Source organism: Cupriavidus sp. UBA2010 (genome assembly GCF_002335265.1).
Taxonomy (GTDB): Bacteria; Pseudomonadota; Gammaproteobacteria; order Burkholderiales; family Burkholderiaceae; genus Cupriavidus; species Cupriavidus metallidurans.
The window spans coordinates 148,189-168,908 of record NZ_DDCI01000009.1 but is presented as its reverse complement, the minus strand read 5'-3'; the positions used below and the strand labels follow the sequence as shown (position 1 = coordinate 168,908).

The following is a 20,720-nucleotide window of genomic DNA, read 5'->3' as shown; positions in this document are numbered from 1 at the left end:
ATGGCGCAAACGATTACTTTTCCGCTTGATCGCGAGTTCATCGCGCTGAATGACCTGCTGAAGCTTGCCGGCGTCTGCGACAGCGGCGGTGCCGGCAAGGCGCTGGTCGTGGCGGGCGAGGTATCGGTGGACGGTGCGCCCGAGTCACGCAAGACCGCGAAGATCCGTGCTGGCCAGGTGGTCGGCGTGGGCGGCACCGGTGGTGTGCGCATCAAGGTGGTGGCAGCCTGAACGCCAGACAGTGCGATCACGAGGCGGCGGTGCAATACCGTCGCCTCATCAACTTGTCACATGATTGGCCGCATCAAATCGAAGGCGAAGCGGCTTCCAAGGAGCACTAATGCCAATCGCGTTCTGGTGTGTACTCGTGGCTGGCCTGATGCCGGTCCTGACCGTCGCCGTTGCCAAGGCCGGTAGCCGTGGTTACGACAACCATGACCCACGTGCCTGGCTGGAACGACAGAGCGGCCGCGCGCGGCGTGCCGACATGGCCCACCGCAATCATTTCGAGGCATTCCCGTTCTTCGCCGCCGCCGTGCTGATCGCCTCGCATCTGGCCGCACCGCAAGCACGAATCGACGAACTGGCGATTGCTTTCATCGTCATCCGGGTTCTGTACACCATTTGCTACCTGACTGATCGCGCCACGCTGCGCACGTTGTTCTGGACGATTGGGCAACTGACGGTGATCGGCATATTCCTGCTGCCCGTCTTCGTTCACTGAGTCTGTTCACGGATTGCGTCCATGAAGCGGAGGCCCCGAATGCGCGTCGTCCTTCCGATTGCCGCAGCCCTGCTGGCCTCCCCTGCCCTGGCCGCGCCGGCCACCTACACCGTGGACCCGACACACACCGCCGTGTACTTCGGCGCGAGTCACTTTGAACGCACCACGGTTCGTGGCCGCTTCGGCAAGATGGACGGGCGCATTCTTTACGACCCCGACAGCGGCACCGGGTCCATCGACTTCACCGTTGACACCGACTCCGTCGACACGGGCAACCGCAGCCTCGATGGTGTGCTGCGTTCCGCGCAGTTCCTCGACGCCCAGAACTTCCCCGTTGCCCGGCTGCAGGCGAACCGCTTTATTGTCGAGAACGGCAAGCTTGTCGCCGTGGAAGGTTCGTTATCGCTCCATGGCGTCAGCCAACCCTTGCGGCTCGAGGCCGATCGTTTCAGTTGCGGAGAGACGGTCCTGTTCGGTGTCAGGCGGAACGTGTGCGGCGGCGACTTCCACGCCAGTTTTCCGCGCAGTGCCTTCGGGATAACACGTTTCCTGCCCGAGGTTGGCGATCTGGTCACACTTCAGGTGTCTGTCGAAGCATCCCCCGCCAGCACGGCGGAACCGGCGGGAAAATAGCCGGCGGCACATCCTGTCGAAGGCGACCCGGCGTCACCTTTATCTGGAGGAAGTTCAGTAAAATCAGCCCTTTGCCAAGACCATCCAGCCGCGTAGCCCCACTGCGAACGGCGATGCGCGAGCCAAGATGAGCATGATTCACCTGAACGACGTCGTTGCGGCGTCGCTAGCTGCTGCCGGCGCCTGCCTGGCGTGCAGCATTCCCGCCGATTTTCTTCGCCAATTTCCACTCTGGGCCTACAAGACCTATGGCCGTGGCGCGCTGTTGCTGCCGTTGCTCGCCGTCATGGTCGGGACGCTGATCGCTGGTGTAGCCGTCGAGGGCGACATCAACAGTGATGGCGGTATTGCCTTGGTGGCGGCCGCCTCGTTCCTGGGCCTGATACTGGCATCCGCCCTGCTGCGCTTCTGGCTCGCCGACTATCGCAAGCGCTGACCCGGCGCGGGCCAGCCGGGACAATTACCGCTCCGGATACCCCATTTCCATCGTGTGGACGTCCGGATCACGTATGATTCGGCCTTTCGCGCACAGAGCACGATTGCTGGCGCGTGCCGCTTACCTGATCCCATGGCGCTCAAGTCCACCATTTTCAAAGCCGACCTGTCCGTGTCCGACATGGATCGGCCGTACTACGGCAGCCACACGCTGACCATTGCCCAACACCCGTCCGAGAACGACGCACGCATGATGGTCCGCCTGCTGGCCTTTGCCTGCGAAGCCACCGAGACGCTGACCTTCACTCGCGGCCTGGACGAGCCCGACGAACCCGATCTCTGGGACAAGACGCTGACCGGCGACATTTCGCACTGGATCGACCTCGGCCAGCCCGACGAAACCCGGCTGAAGCGTGCGGCCGCACGTGCCGATCACGTCACCGTCTATACCTACCAGAGCGCCAGCGCGCGTGAATGGTGGAAAGGCATGTCGGGCAAGGCCAGCAAGCTGCGCAACGTGACCATCTACAATGTGCCTTCGGATGCCGTGGAAGCGCTGGCACGTATGGCCCAGCGTGCCATGCGCCTGTCCGTGACCATCCAGGATGGCGACATCTGGGTCAGTGACGACGACCACAATGTGCAGATTACGCGCGAAGTGCTCCAGCGCGCGGACGATTGATTCCCAGCCACACTCAAAAAGGAAGACTGCGATGCAAACCACTCCCTCCGGCCTGCAATTCGAAGACACCGTCGTCGGTTCGGGCGACGAAGCCAAGGCAGGCAAGCATGTGACCGTGCACTACACCGGCTGGCTCTTCGAGAACGGCCAGGCTGGCCGCAAGTTCGATTCGAGCAAGGATCGTAACGACCCGTTCGTGTTCCCGCTGGGCGCCGGCCACGTCATTCGCGGTTGGGACGAAGGCGTGCAGGGCATGAAGGTTGGTGGCACGCGCCGCCTGGTCATTCCCGCCGACCTGGGCTACGGTGCCCGTGGCGCCGGTGGCGTGATTCCTCCGAATGCCACGCTGCTGTTTGAAGTGGAACTGCTCGCGGTCTGAGCCAGCACCCGCCAATAAAAAACGGACGCCTTGGCGTCCGTTTTTTATTGCGCATGAAGCACAAGCGAGAATCAGCGGCGCTTCATGTAGAACACAAAGACCTTGTCGACCTCGGCGTGCGACAGCAACTCATTGCCCGTCTGCTTCGCGAATGCCTGGAAATCGCGCGTGGCGCCAGGATCGGTGGCCAGCACCTTGAGCACTTCGCCACTGGCCATGTCAGCCAGCGCCTTCTTGGTCCGCAGGATCGGCAGCGGACAATTCAGGCCGCGGGCGTCCACTTCTTTTTGGAAATCCATTCCTCACACCTTCTATTTCTGATAGATGCCGTATTGTAGCGAAGCGCCGAGCAGGTTGAAGTCGGTCGGGCGACGCGGATCGGGGATGTCGTCACCGGTGGCGCGGTCATAGAATCGCACCGGCATTCCGCGGCGCTCCAGGAAATCGGCCACGGCAAAGCCGGTACCCGCATTCCAGATCCGCATCTTCTCCGGTGCCACTAGTTTGTATTCCGCCAACTCTTCCGACAACCGGATACTCCCGGTCGCCTGAACGTGGTAGGCAATGATCAGCTCGTTCTTACGCATGAAGTCGTAGACACCAATCAGCGATGCCGACACCGTATCGAGATTGGTCTCTTCCTTGAGCTCGCGTGCCACGCCCAGTTCCGGCGTTTCGTCGCGTTCCATAAAGCCGGTCACCAGCGCGAACATCTTCTCGGGCCACACGGCATTGCGTGCCAGCAGCAGCTTGCCCTCGTACTCGACCACGGCCGCCAGCACCGGCAACGGATTGTCCCAATGCACGAATCCGCAGCCATCCCGCAGGCAAACATGGCGATAGCGTCCAGACATTGGCAGATGCTCAAGTTCCGAACCGCATTGCGGGCAAAAACGATAGTTATGCATCGGGGGTCTCCTGTCTTCTGTCTCGTTATTGTTGATGAATGCTGGATGCGTAACTGCCCTTCAACCCGGGCAGGCCGCGCGGATATCGGCGGCAAACGCTTCCACTGTATCTGGCTGCAGGTCCCACGCGCACATCAGCCGGCACCCGCCTGCGCCGATGAAGGTGTAGAACAGCCAGCCCCGGGCGCGCAGCGCCTCGATGGCCGGCAGCGGCAGTTCGGCAAAGACGGCGTTTGCCTCGGTCGGGAACATGATGCGCACGCCAGGAATATCGGCGATGCGCTGGTGAAGCAGCGTCGCCATGGCGTTGGCGTGGCGCGCGTTATTCAGCCACACGTCGTTTTCGAGCATGCCGAGCCATGGCGCCGAAATAAAACGCATCTTCGATGCCAGTTGCCCCGCCTGCTTCACGCGGTAGGCAAAGTCCTCCGCCAGCTTGCGGTCGAAGAAAACCACGGCCTCCCCCACGGGCAAGCCATTTTTGGTGCCGCCAAAGCAGAGCACATCGACGCCCGCACGCCAGGTGATTTCTGACGGGTGCACACCGAGCGATGCCACCGCATTGGCGAATCGAGCGCCATCCATATGCACGCGCAACTGGCGCCGCTTGGCGATGGCCGCAATGGCGCGCACTTCCTCCACCGTGTAGACGGTGCCCACCTCGGTGGCCTGCGTCAGCGAGACGACACGCGGCTTCGGATAGTGGATATCGGCGCGGCGCGTGACCAGCGCCTCCACCGCATCGGGCGTCAGCTTGCCGTTTTCGCCGGGGGCGGTGAGCAGCTTCGACCCGTTCGAGAAGAACTCGGGGCCGCCGCACTCGTCCGTTTCGATATGGGCGAGTTCATGACAGATCACCGAGTGGTAAGACTGGCACAGCGACGACAGCGCAAGCGAATTGGCCGCCGTGCCATTGAAGACGAAGAAGACCTCGCAATCGGTCTGGAACAGATCGCGGATGCGATCGCAGACCTTTTGCGTCCAGCTGTCGTCGCCGTAAGCCTTCTCATGGCCGCTGGCGTTGGCCTCGAGAAAATATTTAAGCGATTCCGGGCAGAAACCCGCGTAATTGTCCGAGGCGAACTGCTGCATGGTGGAGACTGCGGAGGTCATCGTTCAGCCTTGCTGGAAGTTACTTCTTGTCGGCCCAGAGTTCGCCACCGGTAGCCCAGTTCTCGCGCTTGACGTCGGTGATGATGATGTCGACCGCGCCCGAGGAGCAGCCAAGCGTCTCGCACGTGACACGGGTAACTTCCTCGACAAACTTGCGCTTCTGCTCGACGGTGCGGCCTTCAAACATTTCTACGTGGAAAGTGGGCATTCGTGACTCCTTTGGAATGTCAGTTCTTGTAAGAGGGATCGATTTTATCGAGTTTGCGCAGCAGTGCGGGCCATTCCATCACGCCCTCGACGGCGCCACCGTCATAAAGCTGCAGAGAGGTCTTGTCCGCAATGGCCGCTGACGGCTGGACGGTAGCGCTGCCGAGCTGCGCGCCGAGCTGGATCTCACACGCCTTGATCAGCGTGGCCATCAACACATAGGCCTCCGCCACCGTGCGGCCCACGGTCAGCGTGCCGTGGTTGCGCAGCAGCATGGCCGGGTGCCCGCCCAGCGACCCGGTAAGCCGCCCGCCCTCAGCCGGCGAGAACGCCAGCCCTTCGTAATCGTGATAGGCAATCCGCCCGTGGAAACGCATCGCATGCTGCGAGAGCGGCAGCAGCCCTTCGGCCTGAGCCGACACCGCGATACCTGCGGTGTTATGCAGGTGCATCACGCAGTGCGCATCGGGGCGGGCCGCATGGACCGCGCCGTGCAGCGCAAAGCCTGTCACGTTGACGGGATGGACGGTTTCGCCGACCACCTCGCCTCGGCTGTTGATCTTGACGAGATCGGACGCACGAATCTCGTCGAAGGCAAAGCCAAACGGATTGATCAGGAAGTGATCGGGCTCACCGGGCACGGTGGCCGAAATATGGGTGTAGATCAAGTCATCCCAGCGCGCCAGCGCGGCCAGCCGGTAGGCGGCGGCAAGGTCCACGCGCACGCGCGCTTCTTCGTCGCTGATCGGGAAAGCCGGGCCCGCGGCACGGCCGGGCTGCAAGGCAAAAGACATGGGGCAAAGGCTCCGCGCCGCCCTGCAACGCCTGCGCGGGTGCGTCCGGTCGAGTGAGCGGCGGAGCCGATACTGTAGCGCAGTCCTCAGGCGCCGGCATGGGCCGGTTTGCCACCCACCGGCATCGCGCGCGACATCCAGACGTAGATCAGTGCGCCCAGCAGCAACGCGCCGGCTGCCACTGCCAGCGACGCCGAAAATCCGCCCGTGCGGGCCACCAGCGCCGTGGCCAGCGGCGGCCCCGCGATCTGGCCGAGCGCGTATGCCGCCGTCATCAGGCCGATCAACTTCGAGGCACGCTGGCCCCACAGGCGCCGCGCTTCACGCATCGCAAACGACACCAGCGCCGTGAACGGCAGGCCCACCAGCAGGCTGCTGAGCGCGAATCCGGCCACCGTCGGCCAGACCGCCGCCACGCCCACGCCGATGGCCTGCATCGTGTACAGGATCGTCATCATGCGGCGGTTGTCGTGGTGCATGCCCACGCGCGTGACCAGATACGCGCCCACCATCACCCCTGCTCCCAGGATCGGCCAGAACAGGTCTGCCCAGACACTGCCCGGCATGGCCTGGCGTGCGATCACCGGCAGGAATGTCGCGGTAATGATGTAGCCGAATCCGGCCAGGCCGTAAGCCAGCGTCAGGGCCCAGGTTTCAAGGTCGAGTCTCGGCGTGGGTGCCGGTGCGAGAGTTGGTGCGCTGCCGCCGCACGGCGCGTGTAACGCTGGAGGCGGCGAACCGAACACACGCCACACCAGCGCCAGCATGACCGCGCCAAGCACCGCGAACGTCATCCATCCCCAATTGGCCAGCCAGTGCGCCGCCACCATGCCGAACGCCGACACCCCTGTGATCACGATGCCGACCCCCGGCCCGCAGAACATCAGGCCGCCAAGGGTCGGATGGTCGAGTTCGGCGAGCCGCTGCATACACCACGCGGTCGCGTAGACCATCACCACCGCGCTGGCGATACCGGCCAGCGTGCGCCAGGCGAGCCACGCCACCATGCCGCCCGGGAGCGCCATGGCCAGCGTCAGCACCACGGTCAGCACCAGCGCGCCGCGCACCATGCGCACCGGGTCGGGCCGGATGAACAGGCATAACAATGCACCCAGCAGGTAGCCGATGTAGTTCAGCGTCGCCAGCGCACTGCCCTCGGCCAGGGTCACGGTGCCGTCGTGCAGCATCATCGGCAGCAGCGGCGTGAAGGCGAAGCGCCCGATGCCCATGGCCAGCGCCAACGAGACGAGCCCGGCCAGCGCCACGGCCCATGGGCCAGCGGTTTGCCGGGTCAACAATCCGGAGGAAACATCGGCGTTTGCGGAAGGCATGTGACGGAATCCGGGCTGGCGCCGCATTCGGCGGATTTGACAATGTCGCCAATGCTACGCCTGAATCGTCATACCTGCCGGCAGCCGGCCGGCCCGCGCCGGCACGCGCCGGCACCAATGCGCGATGGCGGAATGTGGCCGGTCGCCTACACTGGAAGTGGCGCGGCCACGGCATTCACTGCGGGCCGCTCCCCGCCATGACACTCGCACCGATCCGAGGCTGGCTGGCCCGGGTGCGCTGGCTCGCACTGGGGCACGCCCTCGGGCTCACCTTGCTGGCGATTGCAGGCGCGCACGCGCAGTCCGCGTCATCCGCATCCACCGCGCCTGCCGTGCCGCCGGTCTACGTCATCCCCATCCAGGGCGCCATCAGTCCGGCCAGCGCCAGCTTTGCCGTCCGCGGCATCGAGCAGGCCCGCAAGCATGGGGCGCAACTCATCGTGATCGAGATAGATACGCCAGGCGGCCTGGACAAATCGATGCGCGACATCATCCAGGCCATCATCGCATCGCCCGTGCCGGTTGCAACATACGTCTATCCCGGCGGCGCGCGGGCCGCCAGCGCGGGCACCTACATCCTCTACGCCAGCCACATCGCCGCAATGGCGCCCGGCACCAACCTGGGCGCGGCCAGCCCCGTGGCGATCGGCATTGGCGGCCCGAAACCGGAAGCGGGTCCGGCACCCGCATCGGCACCATCCAGCGCCCCGGCGGCCGAGGACACGATGACACGCAAGCAGATGCATGATGCATCCGCCTATATCCGAGGGCTGGCGCAGTTGCGACACCGCAATGCGGACTGGGGCGAGCGCGCGGTAAGAGAGGCGGTGAGCCTATCCGCCGACGAAGCCGTGGCGCAGCATGTGGCGGACTTGATCGCCGTCGACCTTCCGGTACTGCTCAGGCAGGTGGACGGCAAACACATCGAGGCCGCGGGCGCCGTGCGCACCCTGCATACGGCGGGCGCGCCCGTGGTCACGCTGGAACCCGACTGGCGCAGCCGCCTGCTCGCCGTCATCACGGACCCGAGCGTCGCGCTGATCCTGATGATGATCGGCATCTACGGTCTGATCTTCGAGTTCTCCACGCCGGGCATGGTCGTGCCGGGCATTGCCGGCGCGATCTGCCTGCTGCTGGGCCTGTTCGCGCTGCAGATGCTGCCCGTCAACTACGCCGGGCTGGCGCTGATCGCGCTTGGCGTCGGCTGCATGACCGCGGAGCTGTTCCTGCCGACGTTCGGCGCGCTGGGTGTTGGCGGCATCATCGCCTTTGCGTTCGGCGCCGTGATGCTGATCGACACCGACGTGCCTGGCTTCGGCGTGCCGCTATCGCTGATTGCCACCCTGTCCACGGTGTCGGCGGTCTTCCTGTTCGGCATGTCGATGGTGCTGTTGCGCGCGCGCCGGCGGCCAGTTGTCAGCGGCGCAGACGCGCTGGTCGGCAGCATCGGCGTGGTGATCGACGATGCCCCGGCAGACGGATGGGCAACGGTCCATGGCGAACAATGGCGTATCCATAGCGCCGCCCCGCTGGTACGTGGCCAACGCGTGCGCGTGACGGCGCGGCGTGGGCTGGTGCTCGACGTGACGACCGCGGGCGAACGGTCATGAGCATTCCCACTGAAACAAGAACGGAAGGAGTCTGATATGGCTTTCGGATTCAGCTTCGGCGGCTTGATCTTCCTGCTGGTTCTGCTGGTGATCTCCGCATTTCGCGTGCTGCGCGAGTACGAGCGCGGCGTGGTATTCATGCTTGGGCGCTTCTGGCGCGTCAAGGGACCTGGGCTGGTGCTGATCATCCCCGCCATCCAGCAGATGGTGCGCGTGGACCTGCGCACCGTGGTACTGGACGTGCCCCCTCAGGACGTGATCTCGCACGACAACGTATCCGTCAAGGTCAACGCGGTGATCTACTTCCGGGTGGTCGACCCGGAACGCGCGATCATCCAGGTGGCCAACTTCCTCGAGGCCACGAGCCAGCTCGCGCAGACCACGCTACGCTCGGTGCTAGGCAAGCACGAGCTCGACGAAATGCTTGCGGAAAGGGAGAAGCTGAACCTCGACATCCAGAAGGTGCTCGACGCCCAGACGGACGCATGGGGTATCAAGGTATCGAATGTCGAGATCAAGCATGTCGACCTCAACGAGACGATGGTCCGCGCGATCGCACGGCAGGCCGAGGCCGAACGCGAGCGGCGCGCCAAGATCATTCATGCCGAAGGCGAATTGCAGGCATCGGTGAAGCTGCTGGAAGCCGCGCAGATGCTGGCGCGTCAGCCGGAGGCGATGCAACTCCGCTACCTGCAAACGCTCACCCAGATCGCTGGCGACAAGAGTTCGACCATCGTCTTCCCGTTGCCAATGGGCGTGCTGTCAGCACTTGCCGGCGGAGGGTCGAAATAGCACATTTTGATGCGATTGATTGGCCTCAAGAGTTGGCTCTGGGCGCCACAATCGTTCACAACTTCCCTATTGGCATGAGCCGGATCGAGGCCTAGCATCGGCCTCGCCGTCTGCACCTTTGCTGACGGTTTCCTCCACTCATTTCAATGGCACCATGGCAAGGACTATCGAGCTGTTCGGCTGGTTTGTGTTCAACGTCGCGATTCCGTTGCTCGCGCCGTTAGCACTGCTGCCGCTAGCCAAAGTGCCCCACTTCTTCCGGGAAGAAAGTCACGGCATCGTCCGGCGTGCGATCGAAGGCGGACAGCTACTCTGGGCCGCGATCCCGATGAGCGCCAGCGCCTGCTACCTGCTGGCTTCCGCGCTGGATGAGTCCCACTGGAACCGCCAGACCATGTGGATTGGCATTGCGATGCATGTGTTCCTGATCGTCTTCGCAGCCGTGCTGGTACTGCTGGGCGCAATGGAAGCCAGCGCCGCAGTCACGCGTCCACGCAATCGACCTAACTGGGTCTTGAGGATTTCAGTCTGCCTGACGATCGTCAGTGCGGGAGCCTATTTCGGGATCTATGCCGAACTGGTTCGGCCCAACGGCCTTTGAAAACATCGCGAACCATCAGCCAAGGAGCATCAACATGCAGAAAGCCATCATCAGATTCCTGGAAGACAACGAACTTCAGCGCAAGGTGATGACGAGGGTCTTCAAAGGGTACCTCGTCGTCTACGCGTCGTGGGTTGCCTGGGGCATCTATCTGAAACATGCGGCAGCTTGAAGGTGTCGCGAATCCTGACCGTGCCACGCGGCTGCGGTCAGGAGATTCCCTATGCGGCGTGCGCTGTCGATTCCGCGGGCGCGGTGCGCTGAGACAACGCCGAGGCAAGGCCGCCCGCCATACCGCGCGACCGGCCCGAGCTGAGGTAATCCGCAATCGATTCCTGCGTCACATCCCCCAGGTACCCCCCATCGGCATCGAGCACGGGCAGCCAGCTCGTGTTGTGCTGATACATGCGCGACAGCACGATGCGCAGGTGTTCATCGCACGTCGCCGTGACGGTGAGCGGCCGCATGACATCGGCACAGTGCCCGCCAGACGCCATCGCGCCCCGCACATCGCGGCGCGTGACATAGCCAAGCACGTGCTGCGCGTCGTCGACAACGGGAAGGTGGCGCACATCGGCATCGTCCATCACACCAAATGCTTCGGCCAGCGGCATGTCGGGCCGGCTGATCGGCGGCATCGTGGCGGCGTCGCCCGCACGCACCAGCAGCAGGCGCTTGAGCGTGTTGTCGTGACCGACGAAGGCCTGCACGAAATCGTTGGCGGGATGCGCCAGCAACGCATCGGGATGATCGAACTGCACGAGCTTGCCACCACGGAACACGGCAACCTTGTCGCCGAGCTTGATCGCTTCATCGATATCGTGCGACACCATGATCACGGTCTTGCCGAGCTGGCGTTGCATCTGGAAGAACTCGTTCTGAATGCTCTCGCGGTTGATCGGATCGACCGCGCCGAACGGCTCGTCCATCAACAGCACCGGCGCGTCGGCCGCCAGTGCCCGGATCACGCCGATGCGCTGCTGCTGGCCGCCGGAGAGTTCGCGCGGATAGCGCTTGAGCATCTTGTCCGGGTCCAGCTGCACCATCCGGATCAGTTCGCGTGCCCGCTCGCGGCATTGTTTCCTGTTCCATCCGAGCAGGCGCGGCACGACCATGATGTTTTCTTCGATCGTCATGTTAGGAAACAGGCCGATCTGCTGGATCACATAGCCAATCTTGCGCCGCAGGGTCACGCCGTCGAGTCCGGCCGTGTCCTCGCCATCGATGCGAACGGTACCGGAGGTCGGTTCGATCAGGCGGTTGATCATCTTGAGCGTGGTGGTCTTGCCGCAACCAGACGGCCCCAGGAACACACAGATTTCGCCGCGCGGCACCGCCAGGCTGACGGCATCGACGGCACGCACTTCAGTGCCATCCTTTTGGTGGAAGGTCTTGGTAAGCTTGTCGAGTTCTATCATTGACGGATTCCTTTCGGCGTCAGCGCGCGCTGCAGTGCCTGCAGGCACGCGTCCGCCACAATGGCGAGCAGGCTGACGAGAACCGCGCCCACGGCCAGCTTGCTCATGTTGCTCTGGCTGATCGCTTGCAGGATCAGCACGCCCAGGCCACCGGCGCCGATGACCGCCGCGATCGTGGCCACGCCGATGTTCATCACGACGGCGGTACGCACGCCGCCCAGGATCACGGGCACTGCGAGCGGAAGATCCACCAGCCGCATACGCTGCCACGTGGTCATGCCGATGCCGCGGCCGGCTTCCTGGATGCCAGGATCGATATTGGCCAGCGCGGTGTACGTGTTGCGCATGATCGGCAGCAGCGAGTACAGGAACACGGCGGTCACGGCCGGCAGGTAGCCCAACGCGTGGCCGAAGCGCGCGAAGATCGGGATCATCAGCCCGAACAGCGCGATCGACGGCAGCGTCAGCACCACGGTCGCCAATGCCAGCATCGGCCCGGCCAGAAAGCGGTGTCGCGTGATCAGGATGCCGAGCGGCACACCGATGACGATGGCCAACCCGACTGCGGAGCCGACCAGCGCGAGATGCTCGCCAGTCAGCCGCAGCAGCGTCGGCCAGCTATGGTGAAGGTAGGTCAGCAGATCCATGATGGGCTCCTCAGATCAGGCCATGGCTGCGCAGGAAGTCTCCCGCCACCTTGTCCACCGGCTGCTGGTCGATGTCGACCTGATAGTTCATATCGGTCATCGCCGCGTTGTCGAGCTTGGCGGCGAGCGCGTTGAGCAGGTCGGCAAGTTCGGGATGCGCGTCGAGCGCGGCCTTGCGCACCACGGGCACCGCGTTGTACGGCGGGAAGAAATTCAGATCGTCCTCAAGCAGGACCAGATCGAAGCCCTTCACTCGGCCATCGGTCGTGTAGACCAGGCCCAGGTCCACTTGGTTATTCTTCAGCGCCGTATAGACCAGGCCCGGGTCGAGCTGGATCACGTCCTTGCGCGTGAATGGCAAGCCGTAGGCCGCTTTCAGTGGATCGAGTCCGTCAGGGCGCGCGGCGAACTCCATGTCCACCGCCAGCGGGTGCCGCTTGTCCTCGCCGTCGGCACGCATTTTCTCGGCATACGCGGATAGCGTGGTGGCTGTGCCGGCGCGCTCCTTCGGCATCGCCAGCGCGTACGTATTGTTGATGGCCGACGGATCGAGCCAGACCAGCCCCTTGGCCGCGTCGAGCGCCTTCACACGCGCGTAGCTCTGCGGGCCGTCCAGCTTTTCCTCGACCTTGTTGAAGACGATCAACGCGGTGCCCGTGTAGTCCCACACGACGTCGAGCTGACCGGACTCCATGGCCTGGCGCATCAGCGTGCTGCCCAGCCCCGCGGTCAACGTGGTGTCGACACCGTGGGCACGCAGGTACTGCGATGTCATCGACGACAGGATCAGTTGTTCGGTGAAGTTCTTGCCACCGATGCGAACCGGATCGCTGGCGCTCTGCGCGCGTGCCGGGGCGGTAGTCAGCAGGATCGCGGCGAACGCCGCGCCTAGTGCGACGACCAGCCAGTAGAGCCGGCTCTCGGAGAACGGCGCAGGGTGTCGATTCTTGTTGGATCTCATGGATGATTCCTCAGCGTGCCAGCCCGCGGCGGCGCAGGTAGACATGGCCAGCGGTGGCGAACAGCGCGTCCAGCGTGAGGGCCAGCAGCGCGGTGGCGCCGGCACCCAGCAGCAGGAGCGACTGGTTGTTCAGGTAGATGCCCGGGAAGATCAGTTCGCCAAGGCTGTTGGCGCCGATCAGGAACGACAGCGGCACGGTGCCGACGTTGATCACCAGGCTGATACGCACGCCAGCCAGGATCACGGGCAGCGCATTGGGCAGTTCCACACGGATCAGTTGCTGGCACGGCGTCATGCCGATGCCGCGTGCGGCTTCGAGCAAGGCAGGTGACACAGTGCGCAGGCCCTCGTACGTATTGCGCACGATCGGCAGCAGCGATGCCAGCCACAGCGCCAGGATGGCGGGCCGTTCGCCGATGCCGAGCACTGCCAGCGCGAGCGCCAGTACCGCCAGCGAAGGCACGGTGTTGCCGACGTTGAAGATCTGCATCAGCCGGTCGGCCCAGCGGTGCATGCAGGGGCGGCTCAGTCCGATTCCGGCGGGGATGCCGGTAGCCAGCGCGAGCGCCATCGAAATGGCCACGAGGCGCAGGTGATCGACCACATCGTAGAGCAGGCGCTCCTGGTACTGATTGATCACATCGACGCCAATCCAGGCGACGAGTCCCGCCAGTGCGACGGCAACGACGCCACTCCAGGCAAATGCCCGGATGGTTTGCTTTGACATATTCCCTCTCTCCTCTTCCGGAACGAAAAGCGAAAGAGATTTCGCCGCCACTTCCGAAATGCGGAAAACAAAGGGGCCGGCGGAGTTGATTGGGGGTGCCCGCCGGGGCCCGTTTCAGATTGCCTTGCCGCCATGACCGGCACGATTGCCGGCGGACGGACTTTCGGGTGTCACACCACCGATGGCAGTGGCGAATCACCCTGTTGATGGGGTTCGAGCAAGAAGCCAGAACCCGCAGATTGCGGCGCAACCCGGAGGGCTGGCCAGTGGCGGCGACTGATGTCGTGTCAAACGCGCTTCGGTGGAGCGCCGCCAGGTCAATCGGCCGTTGGCGGATAACGCTTCGCGGGGTTCAGGAAAGGTCCGAGCCCATCGAAATTCACGTCAACGGATGACAAAGAGAGCGCTATTATACACATCTTCTGCGATTTCGTCATCTTCACGAATTCTGACGCCTCAACGACCCGATTTCACCGGCATTTTTCGGCCACTGCGGCGTTGCAGAAATACGCCTGACACACCCGCTTTCGTCCCATGCACAGAACAATCTGTTGCCTCCTGCCCCACTACCGCTTTGGCGCCGAAGCCTTACATTGAGTGGGTAGATCCGACGGCCAGAGCGCCGTCCCAATGGAGAGAAATTCATGGACACCACCCGCATCCAGACCGTTCCGGCAACCGCCACGGAGACCGTGCAGCGCTCGCGCAGCGTGGACCGCGTGGTTCGCGGCATTGCCACATCCGACGGCGCCGGCGTCAAGCTGACCCGTGTGCTGACGCAGAACCTGCAGCGTCGGCTCGACCCGTTCCTGATGCTCGATGCCTTTGGCACCGACAACAAGGACGACTACATCGGCGGCTTCCCTGATCACCCGCACCGCGGCTTCGAGACCATCACCTACATGCTGGCCGGCCGTATGCGCCACCGCGACAGCGCCGGCCATGAAGGCCTGCTGGAAAACGGCGGCGCGCAATGGATGGTCGCGGGCGCCGGCGTGGTGCACTCGGAACTGCCCGAGCAGGAGGACGGCCGCATGGAGGGCTTCCAGCTCTGGCTGAACCTGCCGGCTGCGGACAAGATGACGACGCCGTGGTATCGCGATATGCCGGCGTCGGCCATCCCGACCGTGGCGCTGCCATCGGGCGGCACCGTGCGCGTCCTGGCGGGGGCCTCGCATGGGGTGGCAGGCGCGGTGACGCGGCCGGTTACCCAGCCGCTGTACCTCGACGTGCACCTGCCCGCAGGCCAGACGTTCGCGCAGACGCTGACGGCCGGCCATAACGCATTCCTCTACGTCTATCGCGGCGCGGTCACCGTGGGCGACGCCGATGGCGCCGTGGTCGAGGCCCAGCGCATGGGGGTGCTCGACAACGCCACCCGTGCCGACGGGGTCGTGATCAAGGCCAATGAGGACGCGCGCTTCCTGCTGATCGCAGGTCAGCCGCTGAACGAGCCGATCGCGCAGTACGGCCCGTTCGTGATGAATACGCAGGATCAGATCTACCAGACCCTGGCAGACTTCCGCGATGGCCGTTTCGCCACGATTCCGGCGAATCAGGCCAGTTGACCTGACCGTCTGAGCGCGTCGCCCGACGCGCCCGACGTCTACCCAGCCGCCGCTGGGTCGGGGTTTCCCCGGCCCAGCGGCGGTTTTTCTTTGCCACTGTGGTCGGCACGCGACTTGCAACCTTCCTGGAACCGTTGTGGGGCATGGGAAAGAGGTCAAAGTGACCCGCCGAACCCCCACGCACTTATATAATTCATCGCAAATTCCGAGCATCACGCAACCATGATGATGACGGCCTGCCGCGCAGCGATGCTGCGCCACGCACAGCCGCTGTCACGTGCCTGATCTCAACGTTGCTGCCACAACAATTCGAGCCGCCTCAGTGACATTACAAACCCCCTCCAGGCTGGCGCTTGCGCATATCACCAAGCGCTATCCCGGCGTGACCGCCAATGACGACGTTAGCCTTAGCGTCGCGCCCGGCGAAATCCATGCCGTCCTTGGCGAAAACGGCGCCGGCAAATCCACCCTCATGAAAATCATCTTCGGCGCGGTTCGCCCCGACGCCGGCGAGGTGCACTTCAATGGGGCGCCGGTGTCGATCAACAGCCCGCATGACGCCCGCAACCTGGGCATCGCGATGGTCTTCCAGCATTTCTCGCTGTTCGACACGCTGACCGTGACCGAAAACATCGCGCTTGGGCTGCCCCCCAAGGACATCGGCAGCATGAAGCAGCTCGCCGAGCGAATTCGCGCCACGGCCGAACGCTACGGCCTGCCGCTGGAGCCGCACCGGCACGTGCACACGCTCTCCGTGGGCGAACGCCAGCGCGTTGAGATCGTGCGCGCGCTGCTGGCCAATCCCCAGTTGTTGATTCTCGATGAGCCCACTTCGGTCCTGACACCGCAGGCCGTGGAAACGCTCTTCGTCACGCTGCGCCAGTTGGCCGCCGAGGGCACAAGCATTCTCTATATCAGCCACAAGCTCGACGAGATCCGCGCGCTGTGCCATCACGCGACGGTGATGCGAATGGGCAAGGTCACGGGTGTATGCGATCCGCGCGAGCAAAGCGCCGCGTCGCTGTCGCGCATGATGATTGGCGGCGAGCCGCCGCGCGAAGCCCGCGTGACGGCCGAACGTGGCCCGGTCCGGCTTGCCGTACGCGATCTGTCGCTGCCGCCCGCGCACCAGTTCGCCACCGAATTGCAGCACATCTCGCTGGATGTCCATGCGGGCGAGATCGTCGGCATCGCCGGCGTTTCCGGCAATGGCCAGCAGGAGCTGCTGGCCGCGCTGTCCGGCGAAGACGCACGCACGGCCGGTACAGCCGTGCATCTCGACGGCAAGGCGGTTGGCAAGCTTGACGCGCGTGGCCGCCGCCGCGCCGGCCTGGCCTTCGTTCCCGAGGAACGCCTGGGCCGTGGCGCGGTGCCGGGCATGAGCCTGTCGTCGAACACGCTGCTCTCTCACCAGACGCCGCCATTCGTCCGCCATGGCATGGTGTCGCCGAAGGCCGCCGACGGCCTGGCGGCTGGCATCATCAACCGCTTCCGCGTCAAGGCAAGCGGCCCCGCCGCGCTGGCGCGCAGCCTTTCGGGCGGGAACCTGCAGAAGTTCATTGTCGGCCGCGAGATCGAGACCGGTCCGAAGGTGCTGATCGTTGCCCAGCCAACCTGGGGCGTCGACGTCGGCGCCGCCGCCCAGATCCACAACGAGATCCTGGCGCTCAAGGCTACCGGCTGCGCAATTCTCGTCGTCTCCGAAGAACTCGACGAACTGTTCGCCATCTGCGACCGGCTCCACGTCGTCGCCAAGGGCCACCTGTCGCCGTCGATTCCGGTGGAATCGGCCACGCGCGAGCAAGTGGGCCTATGGATGAGCGGGCTATGGGAAGGTGGGCCAGCCAGCCGGCATGACGGCGTTGCCGCGGAGGTGACCGCCCATGGCTAAGCTCCTCTCCCCCGTCGTGCTCGCGCCGCGCGGTGTCCCCTCGCGCCGCATGGCCTATGCGTCGCCGCTATTCGCGATCGTGCTGACGCTGTTGTTCGGCGCCATGCTGTTCCTGTTGATCGGCAAGGATCCGATGGCCGCGCTCAAGGTCTTCCTGGTCGATCCGCTCAAGGACAAGCGGGCGATCGGCGAAGTCCTGCTCAAGACCGTGCCGCTCGTGCTCTGCGCGCTTGGCCTTTCCGTCTGCTATCGCGCCAATGTGTGGAATATCGGCGCGGACGGCCAGCTCATTCTCGGCGGCATCTTCGCCGGGGCCACCGTGCTCTGGTTCGACACGCCGGGCAACACCACCAGCGGCTTCGTCGTGCTGGTGCTGGCTTCGCTGGCGGGTGTCGTCGGCGGCATGGTGTGGGCATCCGTCACCGCGCTGCTGAAGGATCGCTTCAATGCCAACGAGATCCTGGTCTCGCTGATGCTGACGTATATCGCGCAGCAACTGCTGCTGTGGGTCGTCAATGGGCCGCTCAAGGACCCGAATGGCATGAACTTCCCGCAGTCGAAGGTGTTCTCCTCGGCATTCCTGCTGCCGAACCTGCTGCCCGGCTCGCGCCTGCACGTGGGCTTCGCGGTGATGCTGGTGCTCGTGGTCATCATGACCGTGTTCGTGTTCCGCAGCTTCGCCGGATACCGCCTGCAGGTGGGCGGCACCGCGCCGCTGGCCGCGCGCTACGCGGGGTTCTCGTCGCGCAATGCGCTGTGGAGCGCGCTGATGGTCTCAGGCGGCACCGCCGGGCTCGCCGGCGCATTCGAGGTCACCGGCCCGATCGGTCAGTTGCTGCCGTCGATCTCGCCGGGTTACGGCTTTACCGCGATCATCGTCGCGTTCGTGGGTCGGCTGCATCCGGTGGGCGCCGTGTTTGGCGGCATCGTGATGTCGCTGTTCTATATCGGCGGTGAGATGGCGCAGTCCCGACTGGGCTTGCCGTCGGCAATCGGCTGGGTGTTCCAGGGAATGTTGCTGTTTTTCCTGCTGGCCTGCGACACGCTGATCGATAACCGCCTGCGCTGGCGCGCCCGCGCCGCCTGATCCGGAGCCCACAAGAACATGGAACAACTCGCTCCCCTGATCGCCACCGCGATCAACGCCGGCACCCCGCTGCTGCTGGCCGCGCTCGGCCTGCTCATCAACGAACGCGCCGGCGTGCTCAATCTTGGTGCTGAAGGCATGATGCTGGTGGCCGCCGCATTCGGCTTCATGGTCGGCTACCAGACCCAGTCGCCGATGCTCGGCTTTGTCGCGGGCGCCGTGGCCGGCATGCTGATGGCCACGCTGTTCTCGTGGCTCGCGCTGGTGCTGGCCACCAATCAGGTGGCCACCGGCCTGGCGTTGTCGATCTTCGGCACGGGCCTGTCGGCCTTCATCGCCCAGCGCTTTGTTGGTTACGCCATGCCCGCGCAGGCCAAGTCGGTCCCGTATCTGGCCGATCTGCCATTCGTCGGCCCGGCGTTCTTCCAGCATCACTGGATGGTCTATTTCAGCCTGGCCCTGTGTTTCGCCATCATGTGGTTCCTGTTCCGCACGCGCGCCGGCCTGACACTGCGCGCGATCGGCGAATCGCCCGAATCGGCGCACGCGCTCGGCTATCCGGTGCGCTGGATCCGCTTCTGCGCGCTGCTGTTCGGCGGTGCGTGCTGCGGCCTTGCCGGCGCGTACCTGTCGCTGGTCTACACGCCGATGTGGGTGGAAAACCTCGTGGCCGGCCGTGGCTGGATCGCACTTGCACTGACCACGTTTGCAACCTGGCGTCCTGGCCGCGTGCTGATCGGCGCCTGGCTGTTCGGCGGCGTGACGATCCTGCAGTTCTACCTGCAGGGTATCGGCGTATCGGTGCCGTCGCAGTTCCTGTCGATGCTGCCGTACGCGGCGACGATCGTCGTGCTGGCATTGATTTCGCGTAACCCGGCCTGGATCCGCCTGAACATGCCGGCCTCGCTCGGCAAGCCGTTCCGCCCCGGCAACGCGTGACCCGTTTTCAGCAGTCAAACGAAGTCGAACCACAACTCGAATCACAAACGCATCACAAGACGTTCTACTAGGAGAGATCGATGATCGTCACACGCAGGACCACCCTCGCGGCCCTGGCCGCCACCGCAGTACTGGCGCTGGCCGGCTGCGGCAAGAAGGAAGCCGAGAAGCCGGCCGAAACCGCCGCCCCGGCATCTGCGCCGGCCGCTGCGGCTGCCGAGCCGCTGAAGGTGGCGTTCGTCTACATCGGACCGGTCGGCGACGCCGGCTGGACCTATGCCCACGACGCGGGCCGCAAGGCTGTCGAAGCCAAGTTCGGCGACAAGGTGAAGACCACCTTCGTCGAGAACGTGCCCGAGTCCGCCGCTGACGCCGAGCGCGTGTTCCGCGACCTGGCCAGCCAGGGCAACAAGCTGATCTTCGGCACCACGTTCGGCTACATGGAGTCCATGCTGAAGGTGGCCAAGGAGTTCCCGGACGTCAAGTTCGAGCACGCCACCGGTTTCAAGACCGCCGAGAACCTGGCGCAGTACGACGTGCGCACCTATGAGGGCGCGTACCTGGCTGGCGTGGTGGCCGGCAAGATGAGCAAGACCGGCAAGATGGGCGTGGTGGCGTCGGTGCCGATTCCTGAAGTGATCCGCAACATCGACTCGTTCACGCTGGGCGCGCGCAGCGTGAACCCGAAGGCCACGGTCAAGGTGGTCTGGGTCAACAAGTGGTTCGATCCGGGCAAGGAACGTGAAGCCGCCACGACGCTGATCGGCCAGGGCGTGGACATGCTGATGCAGAACACCGACTCGGCCGCCGTGGTGCAGACCGCACAGGAAAAGGGTGTGTACGCATTCGGCTGGGACAGCGACATGAGCAAGTTCGGCGAGAAGGCTCACCTGGCCGCGTCCGTGATCTCTTGGGGCGTCTACTACAACAAGGTGGTCGAGGACGTGCTCAACAACCAGTGGAAGCCCAACACCACGTGGTGGGGCCTGAAGGAAGGCATGATCGACCTGAAGGGCTTCAACACCGTGGTGCCGGATGACGTCAAGGCACTGGTGGAAGAGCGCAAGAAGGGTGTGATCGACGGCACCGCGCCGATCTGGAAGGGTCCGCTCAAGGACAACGCCGGCAAGGAACAGCTGACCAAGGATCAGGTGGCCGACGACAACTTCCTCCACAACATCAAGTTCTACGTGGAAGGTGTGGAAGGGAACGTTCCGGGCTGATTGACCCGGTGACTGACTCCCCACTCCCGCCTTGCGAGAGTGGGGAGAAA

At 64.3% G+C, this 20,720-nt stretch carries 25 protein-coding genes; 15 read left to right on the top strand and 10 right to left on the bottom strand.

Annotated elements, in window-relative coordinates; genetic code table 11:
• The 6 genes from B2246_RS04160 to B2246_RS04135 all read left to right on the top strand — a co-directional run bounded on the left by B2246_RS04160 (position 1) and on the right by B2246_RS04135 (position 2,853).
• Positions 1 to 231, top strand: a complete 231-nt coding sequence (locus tag B2246_RS04160) for an RNA-binding S4 domain-containing protein (RefSeq protein ID WP_035881584.1) — start codon at positions 1 to 3, stop codon at positions 229 to 231.
• A gap of 109 nt (positions 232 to 340) precedes the next feature.
• Positions 341 to 724, top strand: a complete 384-nt coding sequence (locus B2246_RS04155) for an MAPEG family protein (RefSeq protein ID WP_008645223.1) — start codon at positions 341 to 343, stop codon at positions 722 to 724.
• A 39-nt stretch (positions 725 to 763) separates the two neighbouring features.
• Positions 764 to 1,357, top strand: coding sequence for a YceI family protein (locus tag B2246_RS04150; protein WP_008645221.1), 594 nt, complete (start codon positions 764 to 766; stop codon positions 1,355 to 1,357).
• 127 nt (positions 1,358 to 1,484) lie between these two features.
• Positions 1,485 to 1,793 (top strand): hypothetical protein, encoded by a 309-nt coding sequence (locus tag B2246_RS04145; RefSeq protein WP_008645220.1) that lies wholly within the window; start codon positions 1,485 to 1,487, stop codon positions 1,791 to 1,793.
• A gap of 132 nt (positions 1,794 to 1,925) precedes the next feature.
• On the top strand, positions 1,926 to 2,474 hold the full coding sequence (locus B2246_RS04140; RefSeq protein ID WP_008645219.1) for a YaeQ family protein: 549 nt from the start codon (positions 1,926 to 1,928) through the stop codon (positions 2,472 to 2,474).
• A gap of 31 nt (positions 2,475 to 2,505) precedes the next feature.
• Positions 2,506 to 2,853 carry an FKBP-type peptidyl-prolyl cis-trans isomerase gene (locus tag B2246_RS04135; protein WP_008645218.1) on the top strand — a complete coding sequence of 116 codons (348 nt, stop codon included), beginning with the start codon at positions 2,506 to 2,508 and terminating at the stop codon, positions 2,851 to 2,853.
• Positions 2,854 to 2,924: 71 nt separating this feature from the next.
• On the opposite strand, the gene B2246_RS04130 is transcribed toward B2246_RS04135, so the two are convergent.
• From B2246_RS04130 to B2246_RS04105, 6 genes are all read right to left on the bottom strand, one after another.
• On the bottom strand, positions 2,925 to 3,152 hold the full coding sequence (locus B2246_RS04130) for a sulfurtransferase TusA family protein (RefSeq protein WP_008645216.1): 228 nt from the start codon (positions 3,150 to 3,152) through the stop codon (positions 2,925 to 2,927).
• A 12-nt stretch (positions 3,153 to 3,164) separates the two neighbouring features.
• Complete coding sequence (locus B2246_RS04125) at positions 3,165 to 3,761, bottom strand: NUDIX domain-containing protein (RefSeq protein WP_286879777.1); 597 nt, start codon at positions 3,759 to 3,761, stop codon at positions 3,165 to 3,167.
• A gap of 60 nt (positions 3,762 to 3,821) precedes the next feature.
• A complete protein-coding gene (locus B2246_RS04120) occupies positions 3,822 to 4,853 on the bottom strand; it encodes a threonine aldolase family protein (RefSeq protein ID WP_008645214.1) in 1,032 nt (343 codons plus the stop codon).
• Positions 4,854 to 4,893: 40 nt separating this feature from the next.
• Positions 4,894 to 5,082 (bottom strand): 4-oxalocrotonate tautomerase, encoded by a 189-nt coding sequence (locus B2246_RS04115; protein ID WP_008645213.1) that lies wholly within the window; start codon positions 5,080 to 5,082, stop codon positions 4,894 to 4,896.
• 19 nt (positions 5,083 to 5,101) lie between these two features.
• On the bottom strand, positions 5,102 to 5,875 hold the full coding sequence (locus B2246_RS04110) for a class II aldolase/adducin family protein (protein ID WP_008645212.1): 774 nt from the start codon (positions 5,873 to 5,875) through the stop codon (positions 5,102 to 5,104).
• Positions 5,876 to 5,961: 86 nt separating this feature from the next.
• Entirely contained in the window at positions 5,962 to 7,206 is a 1,245-nt protein-coding gene (locus tag B2246_RS04105) for a YbfB/YjiJ family MFS transporter (protein ID WP_035881580.1), read from the bottom strand.
• A gap of 197 nt (positions 7,207 to 7,403) precedes the next feature.
• On the opposite strand from B2246_RS04105, the gene B2246_RS04100 reads away from it, so the two are divergent.
• The 4 genes from B2246_RS04100 to B2246_RS04085 all read left to right on the top strand — a co-directional run bounded on the left by B2246_RS04100 (position 7,404) and on the right by B2246_RS04085 (position 10,381).
• Positions 7,404 to 8,816 carry an NfeD family protein gene (locus tag B2246_RS04100; protein WP_051705322.1) on the top strand — a complete coding sequence of 471 codons (1,413 nt, stop codon included), beginning with the start codon at positions 7,404 to 7,406 and terminating at the stop codon, positions 8,814 to 8,816.
• Positions 8,817 to 8,852: 36 nt separating this feature from the next.
• On the top strand, positions 8,853 to 9,608 hold the full coding sequence (locus B2246_RS04095; RefSeq protein ID WP_008645208.1) for a slipin family protein: 756 nt from the start codon (positions 8,853 to 8,855) through the stop codon (positions 9,606 to 9,608).
• Positions 9,609 to 9,762: 154 nt separating this feature from the next.
• A complete protein-coding gene (locus B2246_RS04090) occupies positions 9,763 to 10,209 on the top strand; it encodes a hypothetical protein (RefSeq protein WP_008645206.1) in 447 nt (148 codons plus the stop codon).
• A 34-nt stretch (positions 10,210 to 10,243) separates the two neighbouring features.
• Positions 10,244 to 10,381 carry a hypothetical protein gene (locus tag B2246_RS04085; protein ID WP_017511209.1) on the top strand — a complete coding sequence of 46 codons (138 nt, stop codon included), beginning with the start codon at positions 10,244 to 10,246 and terminating at the stop codon, positions 10,379 to 10,381.
• A 49-nt stretch (positions 10,382 to 10,430) separates the two neighbouring features.
• Here the strand turns inward: B2246_RS04085 and B2246_RS04080 are convergent, their stop codons facing one another.
• The 4 genes from B2246_RS04080 to B2246_RS04065 are packed head-to-tail and all read right to left on the bottom strand — an operon-like array spanning position 10,431 to position 13,962.
• Positions 10,431 to 11,627 carry an ABC transporter ATP-binding protein gene (locus B2246_RS04080; RefSeq protein WP_035881579.1) on the bottom strand — a complete coding sequence of 399 codons (1,197 nt, stop codon included), beginning with the start codon at positions 11,625 to 11,627 and terminating at the stop codon, positions 10,431 to 10,433.
• The gene (locus B2246_RS04075) at positions 11,624 to 12,274 is read right to left on the bottom strand and encodes an ABC transporter permease (protein WP_008645203.1); all 651 of its coding nucleotides are present in this window, start codon (positions 12,272 to 12,274) and stop codon (positions 11,624 to 11,626) included. Before B2246_RS04075 ends, B2246_RS04080 begins: the two co-directional genes overlap by 4 nt.
• Before the next feature lie 10 nt (positions 12,275 to 12,284).
• Positions 12,285 to 13,235, bottom strand: a complete 951-nt coding sequence (locus B2246_RS04070; protein WP_008645201.1) for a glycine betaine ABC transporter substrate-binding protein — start codon at positions 13,233 to 13,235, stop codon at positions 12,285 to 12,287.
• A 10-nt stretch (positions 13,236 to 13,245) separates the two neighbouring features.
• A complete protein-coding gene (locus tag B2246_RS04065; protein ID WP_008645200.1) occupies positions 13,246 to 13,962 on the bottom strand; it encodes an ABC transporter permease in 717 nt (238 codons plus the stop codon).
• 644 nt (positions 13,963 to 14,606) lie between these two features.
• Between B2246_RS04065 and B2246_RS04060 the strand changes: the two genes are divergently transcribed.
• The 5 genes from B2246_RS04060 (at position 14,607) to B2246_RS04040 (ending at position 20,670) form a co-directional block, all read left to right on the top strand.
• On the top strand, positions 14,607 to 15,530 hold the full coding sequence (locus B2246_RS04060) for a pirin family protein (RefSeq protein WP_008645198.1): 924 nt from the start codon (positions 14,607 to 14,609) through the stop codon (positions 15,528 to 15,530).
• A gap of 322 nt (positions 15,531 to 15,852) precedes the next feature.
• Complete coding sequence (locus tag B2246_RS04055) at positions 15,853 to 17,421, top strand: ABC transporter ATP-binding protein (RefSeq protein ID WP_008645197.1); 1,569 nt, start codon at positions 15,853 to 15,855, stop codon at positions 17,419 to 17,421.
• Positions 17,414 to 18,508: an ABC transporter permease gene (locus tag B2246_RS04050; protein ID WP_008645196.1), complete on the top strand. Its 1,095-nt coding sequence runs from the start codon at positions 17,414 to 17,416 to the stop codon at positions 18,506 to 18,508. Before B2246_RS04055 ends, B2246_RS04050 begins: the two co-directional genes overlap by 8 nt.
• Before the next feature lie 18 nt (positions 18,509 to 18,526).
• Positions 18,527 to 19,447, top strand: coding sequence for an ABC transporter permease (locus B2246_RS04045; RefSeq protein ID WP_008645195.1), 921 nt, complete (start codon positions 18,527 to 18,529; stop codon positions 19,445 to 19,447).
• Positions 19,448 to 19,527: 80 nt separating this feature from the next.
• Positions 19,528 to 20,670: a BMP family ABC transporter substrate-binding protein gene (locus tag B2246_RS04040; RefSeq protein ID WP_017511216.1), complete on the top strand. Its 1,143-nt coding sequence runs from the start codon at positions 19,528 to 19,530 to the stop codon at positions 20,668 to 20,670.
• Positions 20,671 to 20,720 lie beyond the last annotated feature (50 nt).

Coding starts and splice junctions, on each gene's coding strand:
- B2246_RS04160 (WP_035881584.1), top strand. CDS start 1: ATGGCGCAAACGATTACTTTTCCGCTTGATCGCGAGTTCATCGCGCTG.
- B2246_RS04155 (WP_008645223.1), top strand. CDS start 341: ATGCCAATCGCGTTCTGGTGTGTACTCGTGGCTGGCCTGATGCCGGTC.
- B2246_RS04150 (WP_008645221.1), top strand. CDS start 764: ATGCGCGTCGTCCTTCCGATTGCCGCAGCCCTGCTGGCCTCCCCTGCC.
- B2246_RS04145 (WP_008645220.1), top strand. CDS start 1,485: ATGAGCATGATTCACCTGAACGACGTCGTTGCGGCGTCGCTAGCTGCT.
- B2246_RS04140 (WP_008645219.1), top strand. CDS start 1,926: ATGGCGCTCAAGTCCACCATTTTCAAAGCCGACCTGTCCGTGTCCGAC.
- B2246_RS04135 (WP_008645218.1), top strand. CDS start 2,506: ATGCAAACCACTCCCTCCGGCCTGCAATTCGAAGACACCGTCGTCGGT.
- B2246_RS04130 (WP_008645216.1), bottom strand. CDS start 3,152: ATGGATTTCCAAAAAGAAGTGGACGCCCGCGGCCTGAATTGTCCGCTG.
- B2246_RS04125 (WP_286879777.1), bottom strand. CDS start 3,761: ATGCATAACTATCGTTTTTGCCCGCAATGCGGTTCGGAACTTGAGCAT.
- B2246_RS04120 (WP_008645214.1), bottom strand. CDS start 4,853: ATGCAGCAGTTCGCCTCGGACAATTACGCGGGTTTCTGCCCGGAATCG.
- B2246_RS04115 (WP_008645213.1), bottom strand. CDS start 5,082: ATGCCCACTTTCCACGTAGAAATGTTTGAAGGCCGCACCGTCGAGCAG.
- B2246_RS04110 (WP_008645212.1), bottom strand. CDS start 5,875: ATGTCTTTTGCCTTGCAGCCCGGCCGTGCCGCGGGCCCGGCTTTCCCG.
- B2246_RS04105 (WP_035881580.1), bottom strand. CDS start 7,206: ATGCCTTCCGCAAACGCCGATGTTTCCTCCGGATTGTTGACCCGGCAA.
- B2246_RS04100 (WP_051705322.1), top strand. CDS start 7,404: ATGACACTCGCACCGATCCGAGGCTGGCTGGCCCGGGTGCGCTGGCTC.
- B2246_RS04095 (WP_008645208.1), top strand. CDS start 8,853: ATGGCTTTCGGATTCAGCTTCGGCGGCTTGATCTTCCTGCTGGTTCTG.
- B2246_RS04090 (WP_008645206.1), top strand. CDS start 9,763: ATGGCAAGGACTATCGAGCTGTTCGGCTGGTTTGTGTTCAACGTCGCG.
- B2246_RS04085 (WP_017511209.1), top strand. CDS start 10,244: ATGCAGAAAGCCATCATCAGATTCCTGGAAGACAACGAACTTCAGCGC.
- B2246_RS04080 (WP_035881579.1), bottom strand. CDS start 11,627: ATGATAGAACTCGACAAGCTTACCAAGACCTTCCACCAAAAGGATGGC.
- B2246_RS04075 (WP_008645203.1), bottom strand. CDS start 12,274: ATGGATCTGCTGACCTACCTTCACCATAGCTGGCCGACGCTGCTGCGG.
- B2246_RS04070 (WP_008645201.1), bottom strand. CDS start 13,235: ATGAGATCCAACAAGAATCGACACCCTGCGCCGTTCTCCGAGAGCCGG.
- B2246_RS04065 (WP_008645200.1), bottom strand. CDS start 13,962: ATGTCAAAGCAAACCATCCGGGCATTTGCCTGGAGTGGCGTCGTTGCC.
- B2246_RS04060 (WP_008645198.1), top strand. CDS start 14,607: ATGGACACCACCCGCATCCAGACCGTTCCGGCAACCGCCACGGAGACC.
- B2246_RS04050 (WP_008645196.1), top strand. CDS start 17,414: ATGGCTAAGCTCCTCTCCCCCGTCGTGCTCGCGCCGCGCGGTGTCCCC.
- B2246_RS04045 (WP_008645195.1), top strand. CDS start 18,527: ATGGAACAACTCGCTCCCCTGATCGCCACCGCGATCAACGCCGGCACC.
- B2246_RS04040 (WP_017511216.1), top strand. CDS start 19,528: ATGATCGTCACACGCAGGACCACCCTCGCGGCCCTGGCCGCCACCGCA.